Origin of the sequence: Enterobacter sp. K16B (genome assembly GCF_020216105.1) — a bacterium.
GTDB lineage: Bacteria > Pseudomonadota > Gammaproteobacteria > Enterobacterales > Enterobacteriaceae > Enterobacter > Enterobacter sichuanensis.
This window is the reverse complement of the sequence record NZ_JAIWJZ010000020.1, coordinates 14468-34168: the sequence shown is the minus strand read 5'-3', so window position 1 is coordinate 34168 and position 19701 is coordinate 14468. Positions and strand designations below refer to the sequence as shown.

Here is a 19701-nt window from a genome sequence, read left to right as displayed (position 1 = left end):
GTGTGCCGTTGTTCCGTGTCAGTGGAGGCGCATTATAGGGAGTTATTCCGATGTGACAAGCACAAAATACAAAAAACTTTTCGTTCGCTCACTTTTCAAACTTAACGCTTATTTAAGTCGCGAATTGCCCGTTAAATGCGCGATTTCCCGTGCAAAACTGGCCACCTGCGACCAGTCGGTATAAACCACTTCTTTACGTGTATCCGTTTCGCCCCCTGTCATCTTCATAATCAGGCGGATCATAAAGCGGTCATACCAGCGGTAGCGAGGGTAGCGCAGCGCGCCGGCAAAAACGGCGCACAGGTCTGGCTGCCACGGCGAGTTGAGTAAAAACTTGCGCGTGTAGCTGTTGGTCTGCGGCGTACGCTTTTCCGCTTTACGCGCGACCAGATTGACCGAGTAAAACGCACCGGGCAATTTATTGAGCACCGCCGTATGTTTTTTCACAAAGCGATCCAGCGCCGGATGGAAATGCCCGTAACGAATTGACGCGCCAATCACCACGCGGTCGTAATCCTGCCAGGCAATCTGCTCCGCACGGTTCAGGTTCACCACATCCGAGTATATACCCAGCTCTTTTAATTCCGACGCCAGATACGCGGCAATCTCACGCGTTTGCCCGTCTCGCGTAGAGAAAAGAATCAGTGTTTTCATCAACGGCTCCTTACTCGCGCCAGAAGGTAGGAGTGAACAGTACCAGCAGCGTAAAGACCTCAAGACGACCAAACAGCATATTGGCGATGAGGATCCATTTCGCGACCGGGTTCATGCTGGCAAAGTTATCCGCCACCACCCCAAGTCCGGGCCCCAGGTTATTCAATGTTGCGACGACGGACGCAAAGGCGGAGAAATCATCCACTCCCGTCGCGATTATCGCCAGCATACTGACGATAAAGACCAGCGCATAGGCTGAGAAGAACCCCCACACCGCTTCGAGGATACGTTCCGGCAGCGCGCGGTTCCCCAGTTTGATGCTATAGACCGCGTTCGGGTGGACCAGACGTTTCAGCTCACGGTTGCCCTGCTTGAACAACAGCAGAATACGAATCACCTTCAGGCCACCGCCCGTCGACCCCGCACAGCCGCCGATAAAGGCGGAACATAGCAGAAGTACCGGCAGGAACAGCGGCCAGCGTGCAATACTGTCCGTGGTAAACCCGGCGGTTGTCGCCATTGATACCACCTGGAAGAACGCCTGATTCAGGGTCGTCAATGCCGAGTTATAGACATCATGGAACCACAGCACCAGGGTACAGATGATGACCAGCGTAAGCTGAACCCCAATAAACATACGGAACTCCGGGTCGCGCCAGTACACCTTCAGGCTACGCCCGCTCAGTAAAGAGAAGTGCAGGCCATAGTTACAACCGGAGATCAGCAGGAAAATCGCAATAATAGTATTGATCGTTGGGCTGTCGAAGTAGCCCACACTGGCATCGTGGGTGGAGAACCCGCCGATGGCAATCGTCGCAAAACTGTGTCCGATAGCATCGAAAGCCGGCATCCCGGCAAACCATAGCGCCAGCGCACAGGCGACCGTCAGCAGAACATAAATCAGCCATAAGGTTTTCGCCGTCTCGGCAATACGAGGCCGCATTTTGTTGTCTTTCAGCGGCCCGGGCATTTCGGCGCGATAGAGCTGCATCCCACCAACGCCCAGAATAGGCAGAATGGCGACGGCCAGGACAATGATCCCCATCCCCCCGAACCACTGCAGCATCTGTCGATAAAAAAGAATCGCGTGCGGGAGTGAATCCAGACCCACCAGCGTCGTCGCCCCGGTTGTCGTTAAGCCGGAGAAGGATTCAAAAAAGGCATCCGTGATGCTCAGGTTAGGCTGTTCTGAGAAGATAAAGGGGAGCGAACCGACGCTTCCCAGCACCGTCCAGAACAGAACCACAATCAGAAATCCTTCGCGAGATTTCAGCTCACCTTTCTGACGACGGTTTGGCCACCACAGCAGCGAGCCAATCGCCAGCGCGACAAAGAAAGTCTGAGTAAACGCCCGCCCTGCGCCGTCCCGGTAGATAAGCGCCACCAGTCCTGGGAGGATCATCGTCCCGGAAAAGAGTATGACCAGCAGTCCAACGATTCGGGTTATGGCACGAAAATGCATCTCTGCCGCTTCCTTTGGTATTCAAAAGTGAGGTGGGGATTATTCTTCAATCGGCAGCAATTGCAACGAACCACGACTAAAATCAGCCAGTTTTGCTGAAAAAGCAGCCAGTTCCGCCTGAGGAAGCGCCACGCGTAATTGCACCATTGCCTGATATTCACTGTGTGCGATGACACCATTGAACTGCTTCAGCAGCGCTTCAATACCCGAGAGCTGGGCGTAATCGCATAACAAAGTATATTCGGTGAGCGGCGTTTTGCGGGTAGTGACCAGCATATTAAGCGCCTGCTGCACGCCCCCGCCATAGGCTTTAACCAGCCCACCGGTACCTAACAAAATGCCGCCGTAATAGCGCACCACCACGGCGGTAATTTCACCCACGCCGCTGCCCATCAGCTGCGAGAGCATGGGTTTACCGGCCGTGCCCGCCGGTTCACCGTCGTCGGAAAACCCCAGCTGCTGTGAATCGTCCGGCGGCCCTGCCACCCACGCCACACAGTGGTGACGCGCGTCAGGATGTGCAGCCCGGACGGACTCGACAAACGCTTTTGCCGCGTCCACGCCGTCGGTATGCGCCAGCAGCGTAATAAAGCGGCTTTTCTTGATTTCCTCAACAAAGGTGACCGGTTCAGCCGGTATCAGCCAGCTTTCCATCAGGCCAGCTTCAGGTCTCGCGTCATGTTCTCGATACCATTTTCGTGAACCACAACGTTATCTTCGATGCGAATACCACCAAACGGCTTCAGCGCGTCAATTTTTTCCCAGTTGAAGTGTTTGCTGAACTGGCCTTCACGCCACGGTGCCAGCAGGGATTCGATAAAGTAGATCCCCGGCTCGATGGTCAACACCATACGCGGCTCAAGAATGCGGGTGCAGCGCAGGTAAGGGTATTTAGACGGTGCCGCCAGGTGCGTACCGGTATCGTCCTGCATGAAGCCGGCAACGTCGTGAACCTGCAGACCCAGCGGGTGACCAATGCCGTGCGGCATGAATGGCCCGGTCAGATCGTTTTCGACCATTGCTTCTTCACTCATGTCTTTCACAATCTGATGCTTACGCAGCAGTTTCGCAATGCGCTGATGGAACTGGATGTGGTAATCCACATAGCGGGTTCCCGCCTTCATGGTGCTAATAAGCGCCAGCTGTTCATCGTTCACGTCTTTAATCAGCTGTGCGAAATCGGTGTCCGCGTTGGCCGCCCAGGTTCGGGTCAGGTCCGCCGCATAACCGTTGTACTCGGCACCCGCATCAAGCAGGAAGCTGCGTATTTCCGATGGAACCTGATGATCCAGTTTGGTGTAGTGAAGCACAGACGCATGCTCGTTGAGCGCGACGATATTGCTGTACGGCACATCGGTATCACGGTGGCCTGTCGCGGTCAGATAGGCCTGGTTGATATCGAACTCGCTCATGCCCGACTGGAACGCTTCGTGCGCCGCACGGTGACCATTCACCGCCGTTTTTTGCGCTTCACGCATACAGTAAAGTTCGTAGTCGGTTTTATACGAGCGGTAATAGTGCAGGTAATCCAGCACCCCTTTCGGGTTGAGCTTGTCGGCCGGAATGTCCAGGCCCAGCGCACGTTCCGGTACCGGACCAATATAGGCGATGTTGCCGCGTGCGGCAGGCAGCTGGCTGCCAATGCCGTCGGCTTTTGGTAAGGCGATGACCTCCACTTCTTCTGTCCAGAAGCTGGTCGGCAGCGGTTCCACGTTGTGCCAGTAATCGACCGGCAGGTAGAACCACAGTTTCGGCTTGTTCACGCCATCCACCAGCAGCCAGCAATTTGGAACCTGAGTCACCGGCACCCAGGCTTTAAACTGTGGGTTCACCTTAAATGGGTAAGCGTGATCGTCGAGAAAGGTATTCATCAGCTCGCCGGAGTGGATCAACAGCGCATCCAGCTTAAAGCGGGCCAGTACATCGCGGGTACGTTCCTGTAGGGTAACGATATGATTTTTATAGAGCGAAGCCAGTGAGTCCATCATTCTTCCTTTCGTTTTTTTGACCTCAAGTCATCGCATCTTAGCACACCTCTCTCCGGCTGCGTGATTTCCGCCGACCGTGATCAATGCAGCAATTTCTTAATGAGTAATTTGCATTTTATTAACATAAATCCCACACTCCGACTCATCTGGTATGACCAGATCCACTTGCTGGATTCAGGAGACTGACATGCTCTACAAAGGCGACACCCTGTACCTCAACTGGCTGGAAGATGGCATTGCCGAACTGGTGTTCGATGCCCCCGGCTCAGTAAATAAGCTTGATACCGCGACGGTGGCCAGTCTTGGCCAGGCGCTGGATGTTCTTGAAAAACAATCTGAATTAAAAGGGCTGCTGCTGCGCTCGAACAAAGCGGCCTTTATTGTCGGCGCCGATATCACCGAATTCCTCTCGCTCTTCCTGGTGCCTGAAGAGCAGCTGAGCCAGTGGCTGCATTTTGCCAATAGCGTCTTTAATCGTCTGGAAGATCTGCCTGTTCCGACGATCTCCGCCGTCAACGGCTACGCGCTGGGCGGTGGTTGTGAATGCGTGTTAGCGACTGATTACCGTCTGGCTACGCCGGACCTGCGCATTGGCCTTCCGGAAACGAAGCTGGGTATCATGCCGGGCTTTGGCGGCTCTGTGCGCATGCCGCGCATGCTGGGTGCCGACAGCGCGCTTGAGATCATTGCCGCAGGTAAAGATGTCGGTGCAGAACAGGCGCAGAAAATCGGCCTGGTCGACGGTGTCGTGAAGCCAGAAAAACTGATTGAAGGCTCTCTCGCCATTCTGCGTCAGGCGATTAACGGCGATCTCGACTGGAAAGCCAAACGCCAGCCGAAGCTGGAGCCGTTAAAACTCAGCAAGATTGAAGCCACGATGAGCTTCACCATCGCCAAAGGCATGGTGATGCAGACCGCGGGTAAACACTATCCAGCGCCGATCACGGCGGTGAAGACCATTGAAGCCGCCGCCCGCTTTGGCCGCGATGAAGCCCTGAAGCTGGAAAACCAGAGCTTTGTCCCGCTGGCACATACCAACGAAGCCCGCGCGCTGGTTGGCATCTTCCTCAACGATCAGTTCGTGAAGGGTAAAGCAAAACAGCTGACCAAAAACGTTGAGACGCCAAAACATGCGGCTGTACTCGGCGCTGGCATTATGGGTGGCGGCATCGCTTACCAGTCTGCCTGGAAAGGCGTGCCGGTGGTGATGAAAGACATCAGTGAGAAATCCCTGACGCTGGGGATGACCGAAGCGGCCAAGCTGCTGAATAAACAGCTGGAACGCGGCAAAATTGACGGACTTAAGCTCTCCGGTGTGATCTCGACTATCCAGCCAACGCTGGAATACACCGGTTTCGACCGCGTGGACGTAGTTGTTGAGGCGGTCGTAGAAAACCCGAAAGTGAAAAAAGCGGTACTGGCGGAAACGGAAGAGAAGGTTCGCCCGGATACCGTCCTGGCGTCTAACACCTCAACGATCCCGATTAGCGAGCTGGCAAGCGTGCTGAAGCGTCCGGAGAACTTCTGCGGGATGCACTTCTTCAACCCGGTACACCGTATGCCGCTGGTCGAGGTGATCCGCGGGGAAAAAACCTCTGACGACACCATTGCCAAAGTGGTGGCGTGGGCAAGCAAGATGGGTAAAACGCCGATCGTTGTTAACGACTGCCCGGGCTTCTTCGTCAACCGCGTCCTGTTCCCTTACTTCGCCGGTTTCAGCCAGCTGCTGCGCGACGGCGCGGATTTCCGCAAGATAGACAAAGTAATGGAAAAACAGTTCGGCTGGCCGATGGGCCCGGCATATCTGCTGGATGTGGTCGGCATTGATACGGCACATCACGCTCAGGCAGTCATGGCGGCGGGCTTCCCGCAGCGCATGCAGAAAGATTATCGCGACGCCATTGACGCCCTGTTCGACGCCAACCGCTTTGGTCAGAAAAACGGCCTGGGCTTCTGGCGCTATAAAGAAGACAGCAAAGGCAAACCGAAGAAAGAAGAAGACGCGGCGGTGGATAGCCTGCTGGCCGATGTCAGTCAGCCGAAACGCGATTTCACCGACGATGAGATCATCGCCCGGATGATGATTCCGATGATCAACGAAGTGGTGCGTTGCCTCGAAGAAGGCATCATCGCCAGCCCGGCAGAAGCCGATATGGCGCTGGTATACGGCCTGGGCTTCCCGCCGTTCCACGGTGGCGCGTTCCGCTGGCTGGACACGCTCGGCAGCGCCCGCTATCTCGATATGGCCCAGCAGTATCAGCACCTCGGCCCGCTGTATGAGGTGCCGGAAGGGCTGCGCAACAAAGCGCGCCATAACGAACCCTACTATCCAGCAGTTGAGCCAGCCCGTCCGGTTGGCGAGCTGAAAACGGCTTAAGGAGTCACAATGGAAAAGGTTGTCATTGTTGATGCGATTCGCACCCCGATGGGCCGTTCAAAAGGCGGCGCATTCCGCAACGTGCGTGCGGAAGACCTCTCCGCGCACCTGATGCGTAGCCTGCTGGCGCGTAACCCGGCGCTGGATCCGGCTGCACTCGACGATATCTACTGGGGCTGCGTGCAGCAGACCCTGGAGCAGGGCTTCAACATCGCCCGTAATGCCTCCCTGCTGGCGGAGATCCCGCATTCCGTTCCGGCCGTCACCGTTAACCGTCTGTGTGGTTCGTCCATGCAGGCGCTGCACGATGCGGCACGTATGATCATGACCGGCGATGCCCAGGCCTGCCTGGTCGGCGGCGTGGAACATATGGGTCACGTACCGATGAGCCACGGGGTCGATTTCCACCCGGGCATGAGCCGTAACGTGGCGAAAGCCGCGGGGATGATGGGCCTCACCGCTGAGATGCTCTCACGCCTGCACGGCATCAGCCGTGAAATGCAGGATACCTTTGCCGCGCGCTCTCACGCTCGCGCATGGGCCGCAACGCAGTCCGGCGCATTCAAAAATGAGATCATCCCAACCGGCGGCCACGATGCTGACGGCGTTCTGAAGCAGTTCAGTTACGACGAGGTGATCCGCCCGGAAACCACCGTGGAAGCCCTTTCCACGCTGCGCCCGGCGTTTGATCCGGTCACCGGTACGGTAACAGCCGGTACCTCGTCGGCGCTGTCCGACGGCGCGGCCGCGATGCTGGTGATGAGCGAAAGCCGCGCCCGCGAGCTGGGGCTAACGCCTCGCGCCCGCGTGCGCTCGATGGCGGTCGTGGGCTGCGATCCTTCGATTATGGGTTACGGTCCGGTTCCGGCCTCGAAGCTGGCGCTGAAAAAAGCAGGATTAACCACCAGCGATATCGACCTGTTTGAGATGAATGAAGCCTTCGCCGCGCAGATCCTGCCGTGCATTAAAGATCTGGGGCTGATGGAGCAGGTAGACGAGAAGATCAACCTCAACGGCGGCGCGATCGCCCTCGGTCACCCGCTGGGCTGCTCCGGGGCGCGCATCAGCACCACGCTTATCAACCTGATGGAACGCAAAGATGCCCAATTTGGTCTGGCAACGATGTGTATTGGTTTGGGTCAGGGTATCGCGACGGTGTTTGAGAGAGTGTAAGGCTATAACGTAGGCCCGATAAGCATCGCACCATCGGGCTTTTGCCGGGAGGCGCTGCGCTTTCCCGGCCTACGAGAGGTACCTCGCCGCCAGTGACGTCACTGGCGAAGAGAGACAGTTTAGTTGCCGTTCTTCCCGCCTGTCAGGGGCGGGTTTTTTATTTAGATAAACGCAAACGCATCGCCAAACAGGCGGTCTTCACGCGCGTCACGTTCATTACAGAACAGATCGCGGGCAATTTTCGCCATCTCAAAACGGCCAGCGATGTAGATATCGTGCCCTGCCAGCGTGCCGTGATCCTGCAGTACTGCCGTCAGCACTGTACCGCTACGCCCACGCCAGCCCTCTTCCGGCTGTTCAACCACCGGCTCAACACGCAGGTTAGGATGGGTGACGCTCAGCGCTTCCAGTTCAGACAGGTCGTAGAGATGTTTCTCTTCACGGCCACCCCAGTAGATGGTGATATCACGGTCCGGGTTACGCGCGAGGGCAGTCAGCAGAATAGAACGTACGTAGGAGAAGCCTGTCCCCCCGGCGATCAGGATCAGCGGACGGTCTTCGTCATCACGCAGCCACGCGTCACCGTGTGGAATGTCCACCACGATCTCACGCTCTTTAAGAATGCGGTCCATGACGGCCATCGCATACAGGTTAAGCTCTGACGCACCGATATGAAGCTCAATAAATTCCTGCTCCGCTGGCGTTGAGGCCATAGAGAAAGGACGCTTATCACGTTCATCCATCACGACCATCAGGTACTGACCCGCGCGGAAAGAGAATGGCGCTTCTGGCACTAAACGGACGCGATATACGGTGTCGGTGATGGCATCTACCGAGGTCACTTTACAGCTTAAGGTTGTCATTCGCTCTCTCTGTCGGGAAGTCTAAAGGGCTTAACGGTCAGCTCAGGGTTTACCGTTATTCATTATGGCCAGTTCGTCCCAGATCGCGTCAATTCGCGCGGTCACAGCAGGATCTTTTTTGATCGGGCGACCCCATTCACGGTCGGTTTCGCCAGGCCATTTATTTGTGGCATCCAGTCCCATTTTTGAGCCAAGGCCGGAAACCGGCGAGGCAAAATCCAGGTAATCTATCGGCGTGTTTTCGACTAACACCGTATCGCGCGCCGGGTCCATTCGCGTGGTAATGGCCCAGATTACGTCATTCCAGTCGCGGGCGTTAACGTCATCATCGCAGACAATAACAAATTTGGTATACATAAACTGGCGCAGGAATGACCATACGCCCATCATCACGCGTTTAGCGTGACCCGGATACTGCTTCTTCATCGTGACCACTGCCAGGCGATACGAGCATCCTTCAGGCGGCAGATAGAAATCAACAATTTCCGGGAACTGCTTTTGCAGGATCGGCACAAACACTTCATTCAACGCCACGCCCAGCACTGCAGGTTCATCCGGTGGACGTCCGGTATACGTGGAGTGGTAAATCGCATCTTCACGCTGGGTTATGTGCGTCACGGTAAACACCGGGAAGTTATCCACTTCGTTGTAATAGCCAGTGTGGTCGCCGTAAGGACCTTCCGGTGCCAGTTCACCCTGCTCAATGTAACCTTCCAGCACAATTTCCGCACTGGCCGGGACTTCAAGATCGTTAGAAATACACTTCACGACTTCGGTTTTGGTCCCGCGCAGCAGGCCTGCGAAGGCATATTCTGACAGCGTATCCGGCACCGGCGTTACCGCGCCCAGAATGGTGGCCGGGTCAGCGCCGAGCGCAACAGACACCGGGAAACGTTCACCCGGATGCGCAGCACACCACTCCTGGAAATCCAGCGCGCCGCCGCGATGTGACAGCCAGCGCATGATGAGCTTATTCTTGCCAATCAACTGCTGGCGGTAAATACCCAGATTTTGCCGCTCTTTATGCGGCCCACGCGTGACGGTCAGCCCCCAGGTGATGAGAGGCGCAGCATCTTCAGGCCAGCACTGCATGATCGGGATTTTGGTCAAATCAACTGCATCACCTTCCAGCACTTTCTGCTGGCATGGCGCGCCACGAAGGCGTTTGGTGGGCATGTTCAGCACCTGCTTAAACTGCGGCAGTTTGTCGAACAGGTCGCGGAAACCTTTTGGTGGCTCCGGCTCTTTCAGAAACGCCAACAGCTTACCCACTTCACGCAGTGCCGTGACGTCCTCCTGCCCCATCCCCAGTGCGACACGACGTGGCGTACCAAACAGGTTGCACAGCACCGGCATTGAGTAACCCTTCGGATTTTCAAACAGTAATGCAGGACCACCGGCACGCAGGGTGCGGTCAGCAATTTCTGTCATCTCCAGATAAGGATCAACAGGAAGTGTAATGCGTTTGAGTTCACCCTGCTTTTCCAGCAGCGTCAGGAAGTCGCGGAGATCGTGGTATTTCATGCAGTTAATCATGGCCTCTCTGTAAGCGCTTCATTATACGGCGTTAGCCTGCGTGATGCTGTAATTTTGTTAAACAAGCGTGAACTTATGCGTTCTGTTCCCATTTCCCCCATTATAATCAGCTTAGCGATCCCGCCAGGGTTTTGATATGCTTGCGCCCCGAACTAAGGGAAAGAGTGATTATGCAGGCCTGGTATTTACTGTATTGCAAACGCGGGCAACTTCAGCGCGCGCAGGAACATCTTGAACGTCAGTCTGTAAATTGCCTGACGCCCGTGATCACGCTTGAAAAAATGCAGCGCGGGAAGCGCACAACCGTCAGTGAACCTCTGTTCCCGAACTATCTGTTCGTTGAGTTCGACCCGGAGGTGATCCACACCACCACCATCAGCGCCACGCGTGGCGTCAGCCACTTCGTTCGTTTTGGCGCTCACCCGGCAACGGTTCCGTCGACGGTCATTCACCAGCTTTCGGTTTATCAACAACCTGAAGGCATCACCGACCCGGAAACTCCGTACGCGGGAGACAGCGTCGTTATTACGGAAGGGGCTTTTGAAGGCCTGCAGGCAATTTTTGCCGAGCCGGACGGCGAAGCGCGCTCCATGCTGTTGCTCAATCTGCTGAACAAGCAGGTGCTGCAGAGCGTGAAAAACACCGACTTCCGCAAAGTTTAAAAACGTATCCCGAACAGCGTACGCACGTTGTCATCCGTTTGCGCGGAAAGCTCGGCCGGATCCTCTCCGCGCCACGTCGCTACACGTTCAACAATGTGTCCCAGGTAAGCGGGCTCATTTCGCCGCGAAGCCGATTTGGGTTGCATATCGCGCGGGAGCAAATAAGGTGCATCGGTTTCCAGAAGCAGCCGGTCAGCCGGGATCGCCGGTAACAGCTCACGAAGCGCCAGCCCGCGACGTTCATCGCAAACCCAGCCGGTAATGCCCAGATAAAGCCCGCGATCCAGACACTCAAGCGCCTCCTGGCGTGAACCGGTAAAACAGTGCAGCACCGCGCCAGGCAGTTTATCCAGCCACGGATCCAGCAGAGCGAGGAAACGCTCATGCGCGTCGCGACAGTGCATAAACACCGGCATTTCAAGCTCGGCCGCCAGCGCAAGCTGGGCGGTAAAGGCTTTTTCCTGTTCGGCTGGAGTGGAAAAGTTACGGTTGAAATCGAGTCCGCATTCTCCAATGGCCACCACCTCAGGCGTTTTCGCCAGCCGGTGAATGATTTCAGCGCTCTGCGGCGTCCACTGGCTACTGTCGTGAGGATGCATGCCGGCAGTAGACCAGCAGCGCTCGTAGCGTTGCGCCAACTGCTGCGCCTGCTCGCTTTCATGGAGGTTGGTGCCCGTCAGCAGCAATCCGTTCACCCCGGCGGCAAACGCGCGCGCAACCACCTCATCACGATCTTTCGCAAACTGCGAACTGGTCAGGTTAAGTCCGATATCAAACATGCAAATCCCCATGTAACAACCGCCCTGACGGGCGGCTGGTTTTACTCTTCAGTGGTCTTGTCCGACGTATCGTCTTCGTCATCCGCGCGACGACCTTTCCCCACGTAGAAACGCGAGAAGAAAACGCCGACCTCAAACAGACAGTACATCGGTATGGCCAGCAGCGTCTGGGAGAAAACATCCGGCGGAGTCAGCAGCATGCCAACCACGAATGCGCCGACCAGGATATAGGGACGCTTCTTACGCAGGTCATCCGGCGTCGTGACCCCTACCCAGCACAGCAGCACAATGGCCACCGGTACTTCGAAGGCCACACCAAACGCCATAAACAGCGCCATCACAAAGCTGAGGTAGCTGGCGATATCCGTCGACACCTGAACCCCTTCCGGCGCGGTGTGCGTCAGGAACCCGAAAGCCAGCGGGAAGACGACGAAATAGGCAAACGCCATGCCGATATAGAACAGCAGAGAACTGGAGATCAGCAGCGGGATCACCAGCTTGCGTTCATGCTTATACAAGGCCGGCGCCACAAACGCCCAGACCTGATACAGAATGACTGGCGCAGAGGCGATCAACGATACCCAGAAGGTGAGCTTGATGGGAGTAAAGAACGGAGAAGCCACGTCCGTCGCAATCATCGTTGCGCCCAGCGGCATCTGCTTGATCAACGGTGCAGAGACAACCTGGTAGATATCATTGGCGAAATAGACCAGGCATAAAAAAATCACGAAAACCGCAATAATGCAGTTTAACAGGCGCTTACGCAGCTCAATGAGGTGCGTAATGAGCGGTTGAGTATCATCTACTGCCATGTTTACGCTTTATCACTCGACGAGGGGGATGATTCGGAAACAGGTGCGACGGGCTTCGCTTCAGCCGCTTTAACCGTGGGCTCTACTGATTGCGCCTGTTTTTTCACTTCGGCTTCCTGCGGCGTCTGTTCTGGGGCGTCAACCTGATGCTCAGCGCTGGCTGGCGTGACGCCCTCACGCTGCGCCTCGCTGCCCTTCACCACCGGGTTATGAATGGTGTTGGCTTCATCGCTCGCTTTTTCAGGGTCGTTGACGCTGTACGAGCGCTTCATGGACTCTGCCGCTTCGCGCAGTTCATCCATTGAAGCTTTCAGTTCCGGCGTCAGGTTATCCATGCTCGCCTTCTCGACCTTTTTCAGGCTTTCCTGGAATTCCTGCAGCTTAAGTTCCTGCGCCAGCTCGTTCTGTACGGTGGACGCCAGCGAACGAAGCGCACGCACCCACCCCGCAACCGTTTTTACTGCAACGGGTAAACGCTGTGGACCCAACACAATCAGGCCAATCACGAAGACCAGCAGCAGCTCACCAAAACCAATGTCGAACACGACTTACACCTGCTCTTTATCGTGGCGTTTAGCGTCTTCCTTTTTCGCATCATCCTGCTTGTCGGAGATGGACTTAGCAGTAAAATCAGCGTCCTGGCTGGATTTATCCTGCTTGTTCTCATCATCGCTCATCGCTTTTTTGAAGCCTTTGATAGACGCGCCCAGATCGGACCCAATGGAACCGAGCTTTTTAGTGCCAAACAGCAGCACGACGATGACGGCAATGATCAACAATTGCCAGATACTGATACCACCCATACATATTCCTCAGTGATAGATGATTAAGGAGTCAGGCCGCATTATACGTATGCGGCCTGGTGATAGCGACGCCTGCTCAGCGCGTCTTTCTCCAGCCAACGAACCAGACCACGATCCCGGCGGCCATCAGCCAGGCGGGCATCATCTGCCAGTCCGGACGGTTGATTAACAGCAACGTACCGCTTAACAGCAGGGTTGCGCCAATGCCAAACAGATAGCGAGACTGGCCCTGACGAACCCGGTTTGACTGAAGCTCGTGGGCGATTTTATCCATGCTGAGCTGAAGGTTCTTGCTCTGACGCAAACTGTCATAGACCAGTTCCGGAAGCTCCGGCATCTTCTCAACCCAGAACGGTGCTTTCTCTTTGAATGCCCGCACCAGAGCCGGAATGCCGACCTGATCTTTAATCCAGGATTCAAGGAACGGTTTCGCCGTCTTCCACAAGTCTAACTGAGGATAGAGCTGTCGACCTACACCTTCAACGTAAAGTAATGTTTTCTGAAGTAAAACAAGCTGTGGCTGCACTTCCATGTTGAAGCGACGAGCGGTGTTAAACAGATTCAGCAGCACGTGGCCGAAAGAGATTTCCGCCAGCGGTTTTTCAAAAATCGGTTCGCAGACGGTACGGATAGCAAACTCAAACTCTTCGACATTGGTGTCCGGCGGAACCCATCCGGAATCAACGTGCAGTTCAGCCACTTTACGGTAATCGCGATTAAAGAAGGCAATAAAGTTTTCAGCCAGATAGCGTTTATCTTCTTTGTTCAGCGAGCCTACAATCCCGCAGTCAATGCCGATGTACTGCGGATCTTCAGGATGCTCGTAGCTGACGAAGATATTGCCCGGGTGCATGTCTGCGTGGAAAAAGCTGTCGCGGAATACCTGGGTAAAGAAGACCTGCACACCGCGCTCGGCCAGCAGCTTCATGTTCGTTCCCTGTTTCTCCAGGGCCACCACATCCGAGACGGGGATCCCGTAGATTCGCTCCATCACCATCATATTCTGGCTGCAGTAGTCAGAGTAGACTTCGGGTACATAGAGCATCGGGCTGTTTTCAAAGTTGCGGCGCAGCTGAATGGCGTTTGCTGATTCGCGCAGCAGGTTAAGCTCATCAATCAGCGTTTTTTCATACTCCCGCACCACCTCCATCGGACGCAGACGACGCCCGTCCGGAAGCAAACGCGGTACCCAGCGCGCCAGACGATAAATCAGCTTCATGTCTGCTTTGATGATCGGCAGGATGTCCGGGCGAATCACCTTAATCACCACTTCTTTGCCGTTTTCTTTCAGACGCGCAGTGTGCACCTGCGCGATAGAGGCTGACGCCAGGGGATGAATATCGAAATCGTCAAACCAGGTCTCGACAGGAATATTGCCCATCGCCTCTTCAATTTGCTTTTTCGCGCGTGCACCGTCAAACGGCGCAACGCGATCCTGCAGCAGCGCGAGTTCATCAGCAATGAGCGGCGGGAAGAGATCGCGGCGGGTCGATAGCATCTGCCCGAATTTAATCCATACCGGGCCGAGCTCCTGCAGCGCCAGACGCAGACGCTCACCCAGCGGCTGACCTTTATGGCGATTGGGCATCCAGAACAGCATCCGCCGCCAGATACGCAGCGGCAGCGTAATGCGCATTTTGGGGATAAGCTCGTCGAGCCCGTAGCTCAAAAAGGTGCGAATGATGAAGTAGAGGCGCCGAATTTCACCAGGCGTCATTTGCCCTCCAGTTTTTCCAGCCGTTTGGTTAACGCGTCAACCGCACGTTCAACAGCAGCGGTCTCTTCCGCAAACCACGCCACTTCCAGTGGCCCGGGCGCCATTCGCCACTCCTCCGTCAGCACTTCCGCCGCATAGCGTTGCTGCCGTTGCAGGCTTTTACGCAGGAATGCCGTTCCGCCATGCAGGGCTTTACCGATCCCTTCAGCGGCAATGTCACCAATAAACGGTGCGAGCAGCTCTGCCGGATCGAACTCCGCCAGATCGGTGAGCGCCACGAAGCTCTGGACAACCTGAATGTCGCCTTCCACTTCCAGCTCACCGCTGCGGATCAGCGCCGTTAATTGCTGACGGTCGCGCAGTTTAGGCAACACGCTCATGTGCGTGATGACCGAACAGTCGGCTTCACCTTCCCACTCACCCAGGACGTCAAGCTGGCGTTCGCTAAAGACCAGCACAAGCGGCGTCGAGAACTCTTTTAAAACAATGCGTAATACCTTTCCGTTAAGCCGCTGGCGTGCGGCTTTTAGCGCCGGCGCGCGATAGAGAAAGGCATTCAGTACGTTCTCGATGCCTGCGGTGACTAAGGGTTTAAAGGGCACGGGACACCTCCACTCAGAACTTGTAACCGCGATGCAGTGCGACGACACCAGCCGTCATGTTGAAATACTCAACGTTTTCAAACGCTGCATCCTGCATCATGGCTTTTAAGGTGTCCTGATCCGGGTGCATACGAATGGATTCTGCCAGATAGCGGTAGCTTTCGGCGTCGTTTGCGACCAGTTCACCAATACGCGGCAGAACGTGGAAGGAATAGGCGTCGTAAGCTTTGCTCAGGGGCTCGATAACTGGTTTGGAGAACTCAAGCACCAGCAGACGTCCACCCGGCTTCAGCACGCGGTACATGGAGCGCAGCGCTTTTTCTTTGTCGGTGACGTTACGCAGACCGAAGGAGATTGTGATGCAGTCAAAGGTATTATCCGGGAACGGCAGCGCTTCGGCGTTCGCCTGCACATACTCCACATTCCCCACCACGCCAATGTTACGCAGCTTCTCGCGTCCCATTTTCAGCATGGAGTCATTGATGTCGGCCAGAACAACACGCCCGGTTTCGCCCACCAGACGGGAGAATTTCGCGGTTAAATCGCCCGTACCGCCGGCGAGATCCAGCACCGTTTGTCCACGACGCACACCGCTACAGTCAATGGTGAAGCGCTTCCACAAGCGATGAATGCCGAACGACATCAGGTCATTCATCACATCGTACTTCGCCGCCACGGAATGAAATACGTGGGCCACCATGTCAGCTTTCTGCGCTTTGGCGACAGTCTGAAAGCCAAAGTGCGTTGTGTCTTGTGAATCGTCAACCATCTCAGAGCCTGCTTATCAGTAAAATGTCCGTGAAGTGTAACAGATTGGGCGCGATTGCCCTACGTTTCAACCACCGCGAAAGAAACGCGCTGGCTGCGCGTCGGGTGAGTGCGTCGCTGCTAACGCGTTGTCTTCACTGCGTGTCTTTTGTTCATCCGCCCCTTCGCGCAGGCGAAACTCTTCGTCCTGCGCGGTAGCCTGTTCAACCAATTCCGGATTAATCTCGCGTTTCACCTCCACCCCAAGGCCGCGGAAGGCTTCGGCCTGCGCCAGCAGATTACCTCGCCCGGAGGCGAGTTTTTTCATCGCCTGGCGGTAGTTATCCTGCGCGCGGTCCAGGCTCTGCCCGACCGAAGACATATCGTCCACGAAGAGGCGCATTTTGTCGTACAGCTTGCTGGCGCGATCGGCTATCTGCTGCGCATTGCGGCTCTGGTGCTCATACCGCCACAGGTTAGCAATGGTGCGTAAGGCCACCAGCAGCGTGGTGGGGCTGACCAGCATAATGTTATTTTTGAGCGCTTCGGTGATCAGTTCCGGCTGTCTGTCGAGCGCCAGCAGAAACGCGGGCTCTACCGGGATAAACATCAGGACATAGTCCAGTGAGCGCAGGCCGGGCAGCTGCTGGTAGTCTTTTCTGCCTAGCAGGCGAATGTGATTACGCACGGATGTAATGTGCTCCTGCAGGGCAGACTCGCGCGTGTAGTCATCCTCCGCATTGAAGTAACGCTCATACGCCACCAGCGTCATCTTGGCGTCAATTACCACATCTTTACCCTGCGGCAGTCTTACGATGACATCCGGCTGCATGCGCGAGCGGGCATCGTTTTCGATACTCACCTGCGTTTCGTATTCATACCCTTCCCGCAGGCCCGAGGCTTCCAGGACGCGGGTCAGCACCACTTCTCCCCAGTTGCCCTGGGTTTTGTTATCCCCTTTAAGCGCACGGGTGAGGTTGACCGCCTCCTGCGCCATTTGCGCATTCAGCTGCTGAAGATTGCGGATCTCATGCGCCAGCGTGTGCCGCTCGCGGGCCTCCTGACCAAAGCTGTCCTGCACCTGGCGGCGAAAACCGTCCAGCTGTTCGCGCAGGGGCGTCAGCAGGCTATTCAGGCTCTGGCGGTTCTGTTCATCAACGCGGCGGTTGCTGTGCTCGAAAATACGGTTAGCGAGGTTCTCAAACTGTTCGCTGAGGCGCTGCTCGCTGTTGAGCATCTGTCGGATTTTGTCTTCCGCATGCAGTTGCGTGGATTCCAGACGGGTGGTCACTTCGCGGAGATCGGCCTCCAGCGAAGTGTTGATATCACGCAGGTTGCGCAGCTCGTTATTGAGTAACTCGCACTCCTCTCGCCAGTGGTCACTCAGCGCAAGCTGCTGCTTTGCCGCACTTAATTCGGCGACTATCTCTTCACGCTCTGCCAGCTGATCGGCCTTCTGCTGCGCATGTTGATAGCTGGAAATAAGCCAGCCTATCGCCACGCCCGCCAGCGCAATCACCGCATAAATCAGGACTGAGATATCCACAATGCCCCCTGCATCAACGTATTACCCGCACAAAATAAGATTGTGCTGTATAAACGTCCAGTTTGAAAGGGTTTTCCTGCGAGGCGCTACGCAAAAAAACAAAGGCCGAACGTGTCGGCCTTTGATTTCGAAGGGAGAGGATTAGATCAGGCGACGCGCGGCTTCAACCACGATTTTCACCGCATGGCTTTCGGTCTGCTTCATGGTTTCAGCGTTCGGGATCTCCTGCTGGGTACGGTTGACGATAACGCCCGCCACCATACCGGCACGCAGACCCTGGCTTGCGCACATGGTCAGCAGCGTTGCGGATTCCATTTCGTAGTTCATCACGCCCATGGACTGCCACTCTTCCATTGAGCCTTTGAAACGGCTTACCACGCGGCCAGAGAAGGTGTCGTAACGCTCCTGGCCTGGGTAGAAGGTATCGGAAGAGGCGGTTACGCCCACATGCGTGGTGGCCCCCACAGATTTCGCGGCCTCAACCAGCGCAGTAGTACATTCGAAGTCGGCCACTGCCGGGAACTCCATTGGCGCAAAGTGCAGGCTTGCACCGTCCAGGCGCACGGATGCTGTCGTGACCAGCACGTCGCCGACGTTGATATGCGGCTGAATAGCGCCAGTGGTACCGATACGCAGGAAAGTACGAATGCCCAGCTGCGCCAGCTCTTCAACGGCAATAGAAGTAGACGGGCCACCGATACCGGTAGAACAGACGATCACGGCTTTACCATCCAGCTCTGCGCGCCAGGTGGTGAATTCACGATGGGCTGCCAGCTTAACCGGCTTATCCATCAGCGCGGCGATCTTTTCCACACGCTCAGGATCGCCCGGGACGATCGCGAGCGTAGCCCCTTGTAAATCGTTTTTGGTGAGGCCGAGATGAAAAACATCAGACTTAGACATAGGTGACTCCTCTGTGGGTCGGTTAGTCAGAAGAAGTAAAACGGTACTTTACAGAAGCAATACGCATAATTTCGTGACACAACTCACCATGACCGAAAATGATTGCAGTTAATTTCCATAAAATAGTGATTTACATCACATTAACAAGTTATATCGTTGGGCGCTGCACAAAAGATAGACCGTTTAAGGCACTGTGAGTTGTTAACCTGGTGTCTATATTTACCTTTGCGCTAACTCATTGGTACGGAGAATGCCATGACTGAAAAAACCGGTTTTGCACCTGCTGCGGCCCCGCATGCCTCAACCATCGTCTCAACGTCTGAAGAGGCCATCACGGCGGGTGAGACCTCTATTCCCTCGCAGGGAGAGAATATGCCTGCTTACCACGCACGCCCAAAATCAGCAGATGGCCCGCTGCCCATCGTGATCGTGGTTCAGGAAATTTTCGGCGTTCACGAACATATTCGCGACCTCTGCCGCCGACTGGCGCTGGAGGGTTACCTGGCCGTTGCGCCTGAACTCTACTTCCGGCAGGGCGATCCCGACGACTACAGCGACATCCCCACATTGCTCAGCAATCTGGTGAGCAAAGTCCCGGACGCGCAGGTCATGGCCGATCTCGACCACGTTGCCAGCTGGGCGGCGCGCAACGGGGGCGATCCGCACCGGCTGCTGGTCACCGGTTTCTGCTGGGGTGGACGCATCAGCTGGCTATATGCCGCGCATAACCCACAGCTGAAAGCTGCAGTCGCCTGGTACGGCAAACTGGTGGGCGAAAAAACGCTGAATTCACCGAAACATCCCGTGGATATCGCCACGGAGCTGAATGCCCCCGTATTAGGGCTGTATGGCGGTCAGGACACCGGTATCTCCCTTGATTCGGTAGAGACCATGCGCCATGCGCTCCGTGCGGCCAATGCGAAGGCCGAGATTGTGGTCTATCCGGATGCCGGACATGCCTTTAACGCTGATTATCGCCCGAGCTATCACGCGGAATCGGCTAAGGATGGATGGCAGCGGATGCTTACATGGTTCCGTCAGTACGGTGGTAAAAAAGGCTAAGCCTTTCCCATCGTC

General features: G+C 55.8%; 19 protein-coding genes. 4 read left to right on the top strand and 15 right to left on the bottom strand.

Annotated features, from left to right (window positions below; translation table 11 throughout):
- Positions 1-108: 108 nt before the first annotated feature.
- Genes hemG through pepQ form a run of 4 tightly spaced genes read right to left on the bottom strand, consistent with a single transcriptional unit; the run spans position 109 to position 4101 of the window.
- On the bottom strand, positions 109-654 hold the full coding sequence (hemG, locus tag LDK53_RS05090) for a menaquinone-dependent protoporphyrinogen IX dehydrogenase (RefSeq protein WP_025757509.1): 546 nt from the start codon (positions 652-654) through the stop codon (positions 109-111).
- A 10-nt stretch (positions 655-664) separates the two neighbouring features.
- The gene (gene trkH, locus LDK53_RS05085) at positions 665-2116 is read right to left on the bottom strand and encodes a Trk system potassium transporter TrkH (RefSeq protein WP_023309600.1); all 1452 of its coding nucleotides are present in this window, start codon (positions 2114-2116) and stop codon (positions 665-667) included.
- A 39-nt stretch (positions 2117-2155) separates the two neighbouring features.
- A complete protein-coding gene (locus LDK53_RS05080) occupies positions 2156-2770 on the bottom strand; it encodes an IMPACT family protein (RefSeq protein WP_045285594.1) in 615 nt (204 codons plus the stop codon).
- Positions 2770-4101 carry a Xaa-Pro dipeptidase gene (gene pepQ / locus LDK53_RS05075; RefSeq protein WP_047959675.1) on the bottom strand — a complete coding sequence of 444 codons (1332 nt, stop codon included), beginning with the start codon at positions 4099-4101 and terminating at the stop codon, positions 2770-2772. The genes LDK53_RS05080 and pepQ overlap by 1 nt, the downstream gene beginning before the upstream one ends.
- A gap of 190 nt (positions 4102-4291) precedes the next feature.
- Here pepQ and fadB point away from each other — a divergent pair, with 190 nt between their 5' ends.
- Together fadB and fadA are read left to right on the top strand one after the other, a co-directional pair.
- A complete protein-coding gene (gene fadB / locus LDK53_RS05070) occupies positions 4292-6481 on the top strand; it encodes a fatty acid oxidation complex subunit alpha FadB (RefSeq protein ID WP_059385439.1) in 2190 nt (729 codons plus the stop codon).
- A gap of 9 nt (positions 6482-6490) precedes the next feature.
- Positions 6491-7654, top strand: coding sequence for an acetyl-CoA C-acyltransferase FadA (gene fadA / locus LDK53_RS05065; protein ID WP_094919518.1), 1164 nt, complete (start codon positions 6491-6493; stop codon positions 7652-7654).
- Between the two features lie 161 nt (positions 7655-7815).
- Here fadA and fre read toward each other — a convergent pair whose 3' ends face one another.
- Positions 7816-8517 carry an NAD(P)H-flavin reductase gene (gene fre / locus LDK53_RS05060; protein ID WP_045285590.1) on the bottom strand — a complete coding sequence of 234 codons (702 nt, stop codon included), beginning with the start codon at positions 8515-8517 and terminating at the stop codon, positions 7816-7818.
- Positions 8518-8559: 42 nt separating this feature from the next.
- A complete protein-coding gene (ubiD, locus tag LDK53_RS05055) occupies positions 8560-10050 on the bottom strand; it encodes a 4-hydroxy-3-polyprenylbenzoate decarboxylase (protein WP_162185039.1) in 1491 nt (496 codons plus the stop codon).
- A 173-nt stretch (positions 10051-10223) separates the two neighbouring features.
- Between ubiD and rfaH the strand changes: the two genes are divergently transcribed.
- Positions 10224-10715 (top strand): transcription/translation regulatory transformer protein RfaH, encoded by a 492-nt coding sequence (gene rfaH, locus LDK53_RS05050; RefSeq protein WP_020882871.1) that lies wholly within the window; start codon positions 10224-10226, stop codon positions 10713-10715.
- Here rfaH and tatD read toward each other — a convergent pair.
- From tatD to udp, 9 genes are all read right to left on the bottom strand, one after another.
- On the bottom strand, positions 10712-11494 hold the full coding sequence (tatD, locus tag LDK53_RS05045; protein WP_225284782.1) for a 3'-5' ssDNA/RNA exonuclease TatD: 783 nt from the start codon (positions 11492-11494) through the stop codon (positions 10712-10714). The two genes, rfaH and tatD, sit on opposite strands and share 4 nt — an antisense overlap.
- A 41-nt stretch (positions 11495-11535) precedes the next feature.
- A complete protein-coding gene (gene tatC, locus LDK53_RS05040) occupies positions 11536-12306 on the bottom strand; it encodes a Sec-independent protein translocase subunit TatC (RefSeq protein ID WP_025757519.1) in 771 nt (256 codons plus the stop codon).
- Between the two features lie 2 nt (positions 12307-12308).
- Entirely contained in the window at positions 12309-12851 is a 543-nt protein-coding gene (tatB, locus tag LDK53_RS05035) for a Sec-independent protein translocase protein TatB (protein ID WP_225284780.1), read from the bottom strand.
- A 3-nt stretch (positions 12852-12854) separates the two neighbouring features.
- Positions 12855-13109, bottom strand: coding sequence for a Sec-independent protein translocase subunit TatA (tatA, locus tag LDK53_RS05030; RefSeq protein WP_025757521.1), 255 nt, complete (start codon positions 13107-13109; stop codon positions 12855-12857).
- Between the two features lie 76 nt (positions 13110-13185).
- Positions 13186-14826 (bottom strand): ubiquinone biosynthesis regulatory protein kinase UbiB, encoded by a 1641-nt coding sequence (gene ubiB, locus LDK53_RS05025; RefSeq protein WP_025757522.1) that lies wholly within the window; start codon positions 14824-14826, stop codon positions 13186-13188.
- Positions 14823-15428 (bottom strand): ubiquinone biosynthesis protein UbiJ, encoded by a 606-nt coding sequence (gene ubiJ, locus LDK53_RS05020; protein WP_045285587.1) that lies wholly within the window; start codon positions 15426-15428, stop codon positions 14823-14825. Before ubiJ ends, ubiB begins: the two co-directional genes overlap by 4 nt.
- 13 nt (positions 15429-15441) lie before the next feature.
- Positions 15442-16197 (bottom strand): bifunctional demethylmenaquinone methyltransferase/2-methoxy-6-polyprenyl-1,4-benzoquinol methylase UbiE, encoded by a 756-nt coding sequence (gene ubiE, locus LDK53_RS05015; RefSeq protein ID WP_025757525.1) that lies wholly within the window; start codon positions 16195-16197, stop codon positions 15442-15444.
- A 66-nt stretch (positions 16198-16263) separates the two neighbouring features.
- Positions 16264-17721 (bottom strand): DNA recombination protein RmuC, encoded by a 1458-nt coding sequence (gene rmuC, locus LDK53_RS05010; protein WP_225284778.1) that lies wholly within the window; start codon positions 17719-17721, stop codon positions 16264-16266.
- A 141-nt stretch (positions 17722-17862) separates the two neighbouring features.
- Entirely contained in the window at positions 17863-18624 is a 762-nt protein-coding gene (gene udp, locus LDK53_RS05005; protein WP_003860792.1) for a uridine phosphorylase, read from the bottom strand.
- Positions 18625-18879: 255 nt separating this feature from the next.
- Between udp and LDK53_RS05000 the strand changes: the two genes are divergently transcribed.
- Entirely contained in the window at positions 18880-19686 is an 807-nt protein-coding gene (locus LDK53_RS05000; protein WP_025757528.1) for a dienelactone hydrolase family protein, read from the top strand.
- The last annotated feature ends 15 nt before the right edge of the window (positions 19687-19701 follow it).

Excerpts from the sequence above, each read along its gene's own strand:
- ubiE (WP_025757525.1), bottom strand. The coding sequence starts at position 16,197 with ATGGTTGACGATTCACAAGACACAACGCACTTTGGCTTTCAGACTGTC.
- pepQ (WP_047959675.1), bottom strand. The coding sequence starts at position 4,101 with ATGGACTCACTGGCTTCGCTCTATAAAAATCATATCGTTACCCTACAG.
- LDK53_RS05000 (WP_025757528.1), top strand. The coding sequence starts at position 18,880 with ATGACTGAAAAAACCGGTTTTGCACCTGCTGCGGCCCCGCATGCCTCA.
- trkH (WP_023309600.1), bottom strand. The coding sequence starts at position 2,116 with ATGCATTTTCGTGCCATAACCCGAATCGTTGGACTGCTGGTCATACTC.
- fadB (WP_059385439.1), top strand. The coding sequence starts at position 4,292 with ATGCTCTACAAAGGCGACACCCTGTACCTCAACTGGCTGGAAGATGGC.
- rfaH (WP_020882871.1), top strand. The coding sequence starts at position 10,224 with ATGCAGGCCTGGTATTTACTGTATTGCAAACGCGGGCAACTTCAGCGC.
- tatC (WP_025757519.1), bottom strand. The coding sequence starts at position 12,306 with ATGGCAGTAGATGATACTCAACCGCTCATTACGCACCTCATTGAGCTG.
- udp (WP_003860792.1), bottom strand. The coding sequence starts at position 18,624 with ATGTCTAAGTCTGATGTTTTTCATCTCGGCCTCACCAAAAACGATTTA.
- fadA (WP_094919518.1), top strand. The coding sequence starts at position 6,491 with ATGGAAAAGGTTGTCATTGTTGATGCGATTCGCACCCCGATGGGCCGT.
- tatD (WP_225284782.1), bottom strand. The coding sequence starts at position 11,494 with ATGTTTGATATCGGACTTAACCTGACCAGTTCGCAGTTTGCGAAAGAT.
- fre (WP_045285590.1), bottom strand. The coding sequence starts at position 8,517 with ATGACAACCTTAAGCTGTAAAGTGACCTCGGTAGATGCCATCACCGAC.
- tatA (WP_025757521.1), bottom strand. The coding sequence starts at position 13,109 with ATGGGTGGTATCAGTATCTGGCAATTGTTGATCATTGCCGTCATCGTC.
- ubiB (WP_025757522.1), bottom strand. The coding sequence starts at position 14,826 with ATGACGCCTGGTGAAATTCGGCGCCTCTACTTCATCATTCGCACCTTT.
- hemG (WP_025757509.1), bottom strand. The coding sequence starts at position 654 with ATGAAAACACTGATTCTTTTCTCTACGCGAGACGGGCAAACGCGTGAG.
- LDK53_RS05080 (WP_045285594.1), bottom strand. The coding sequence starts at position 2,770 with ATGGAAAGCTGGCTGATACCGGCTGAACCGGTCACCTTTGTTGAGGAA.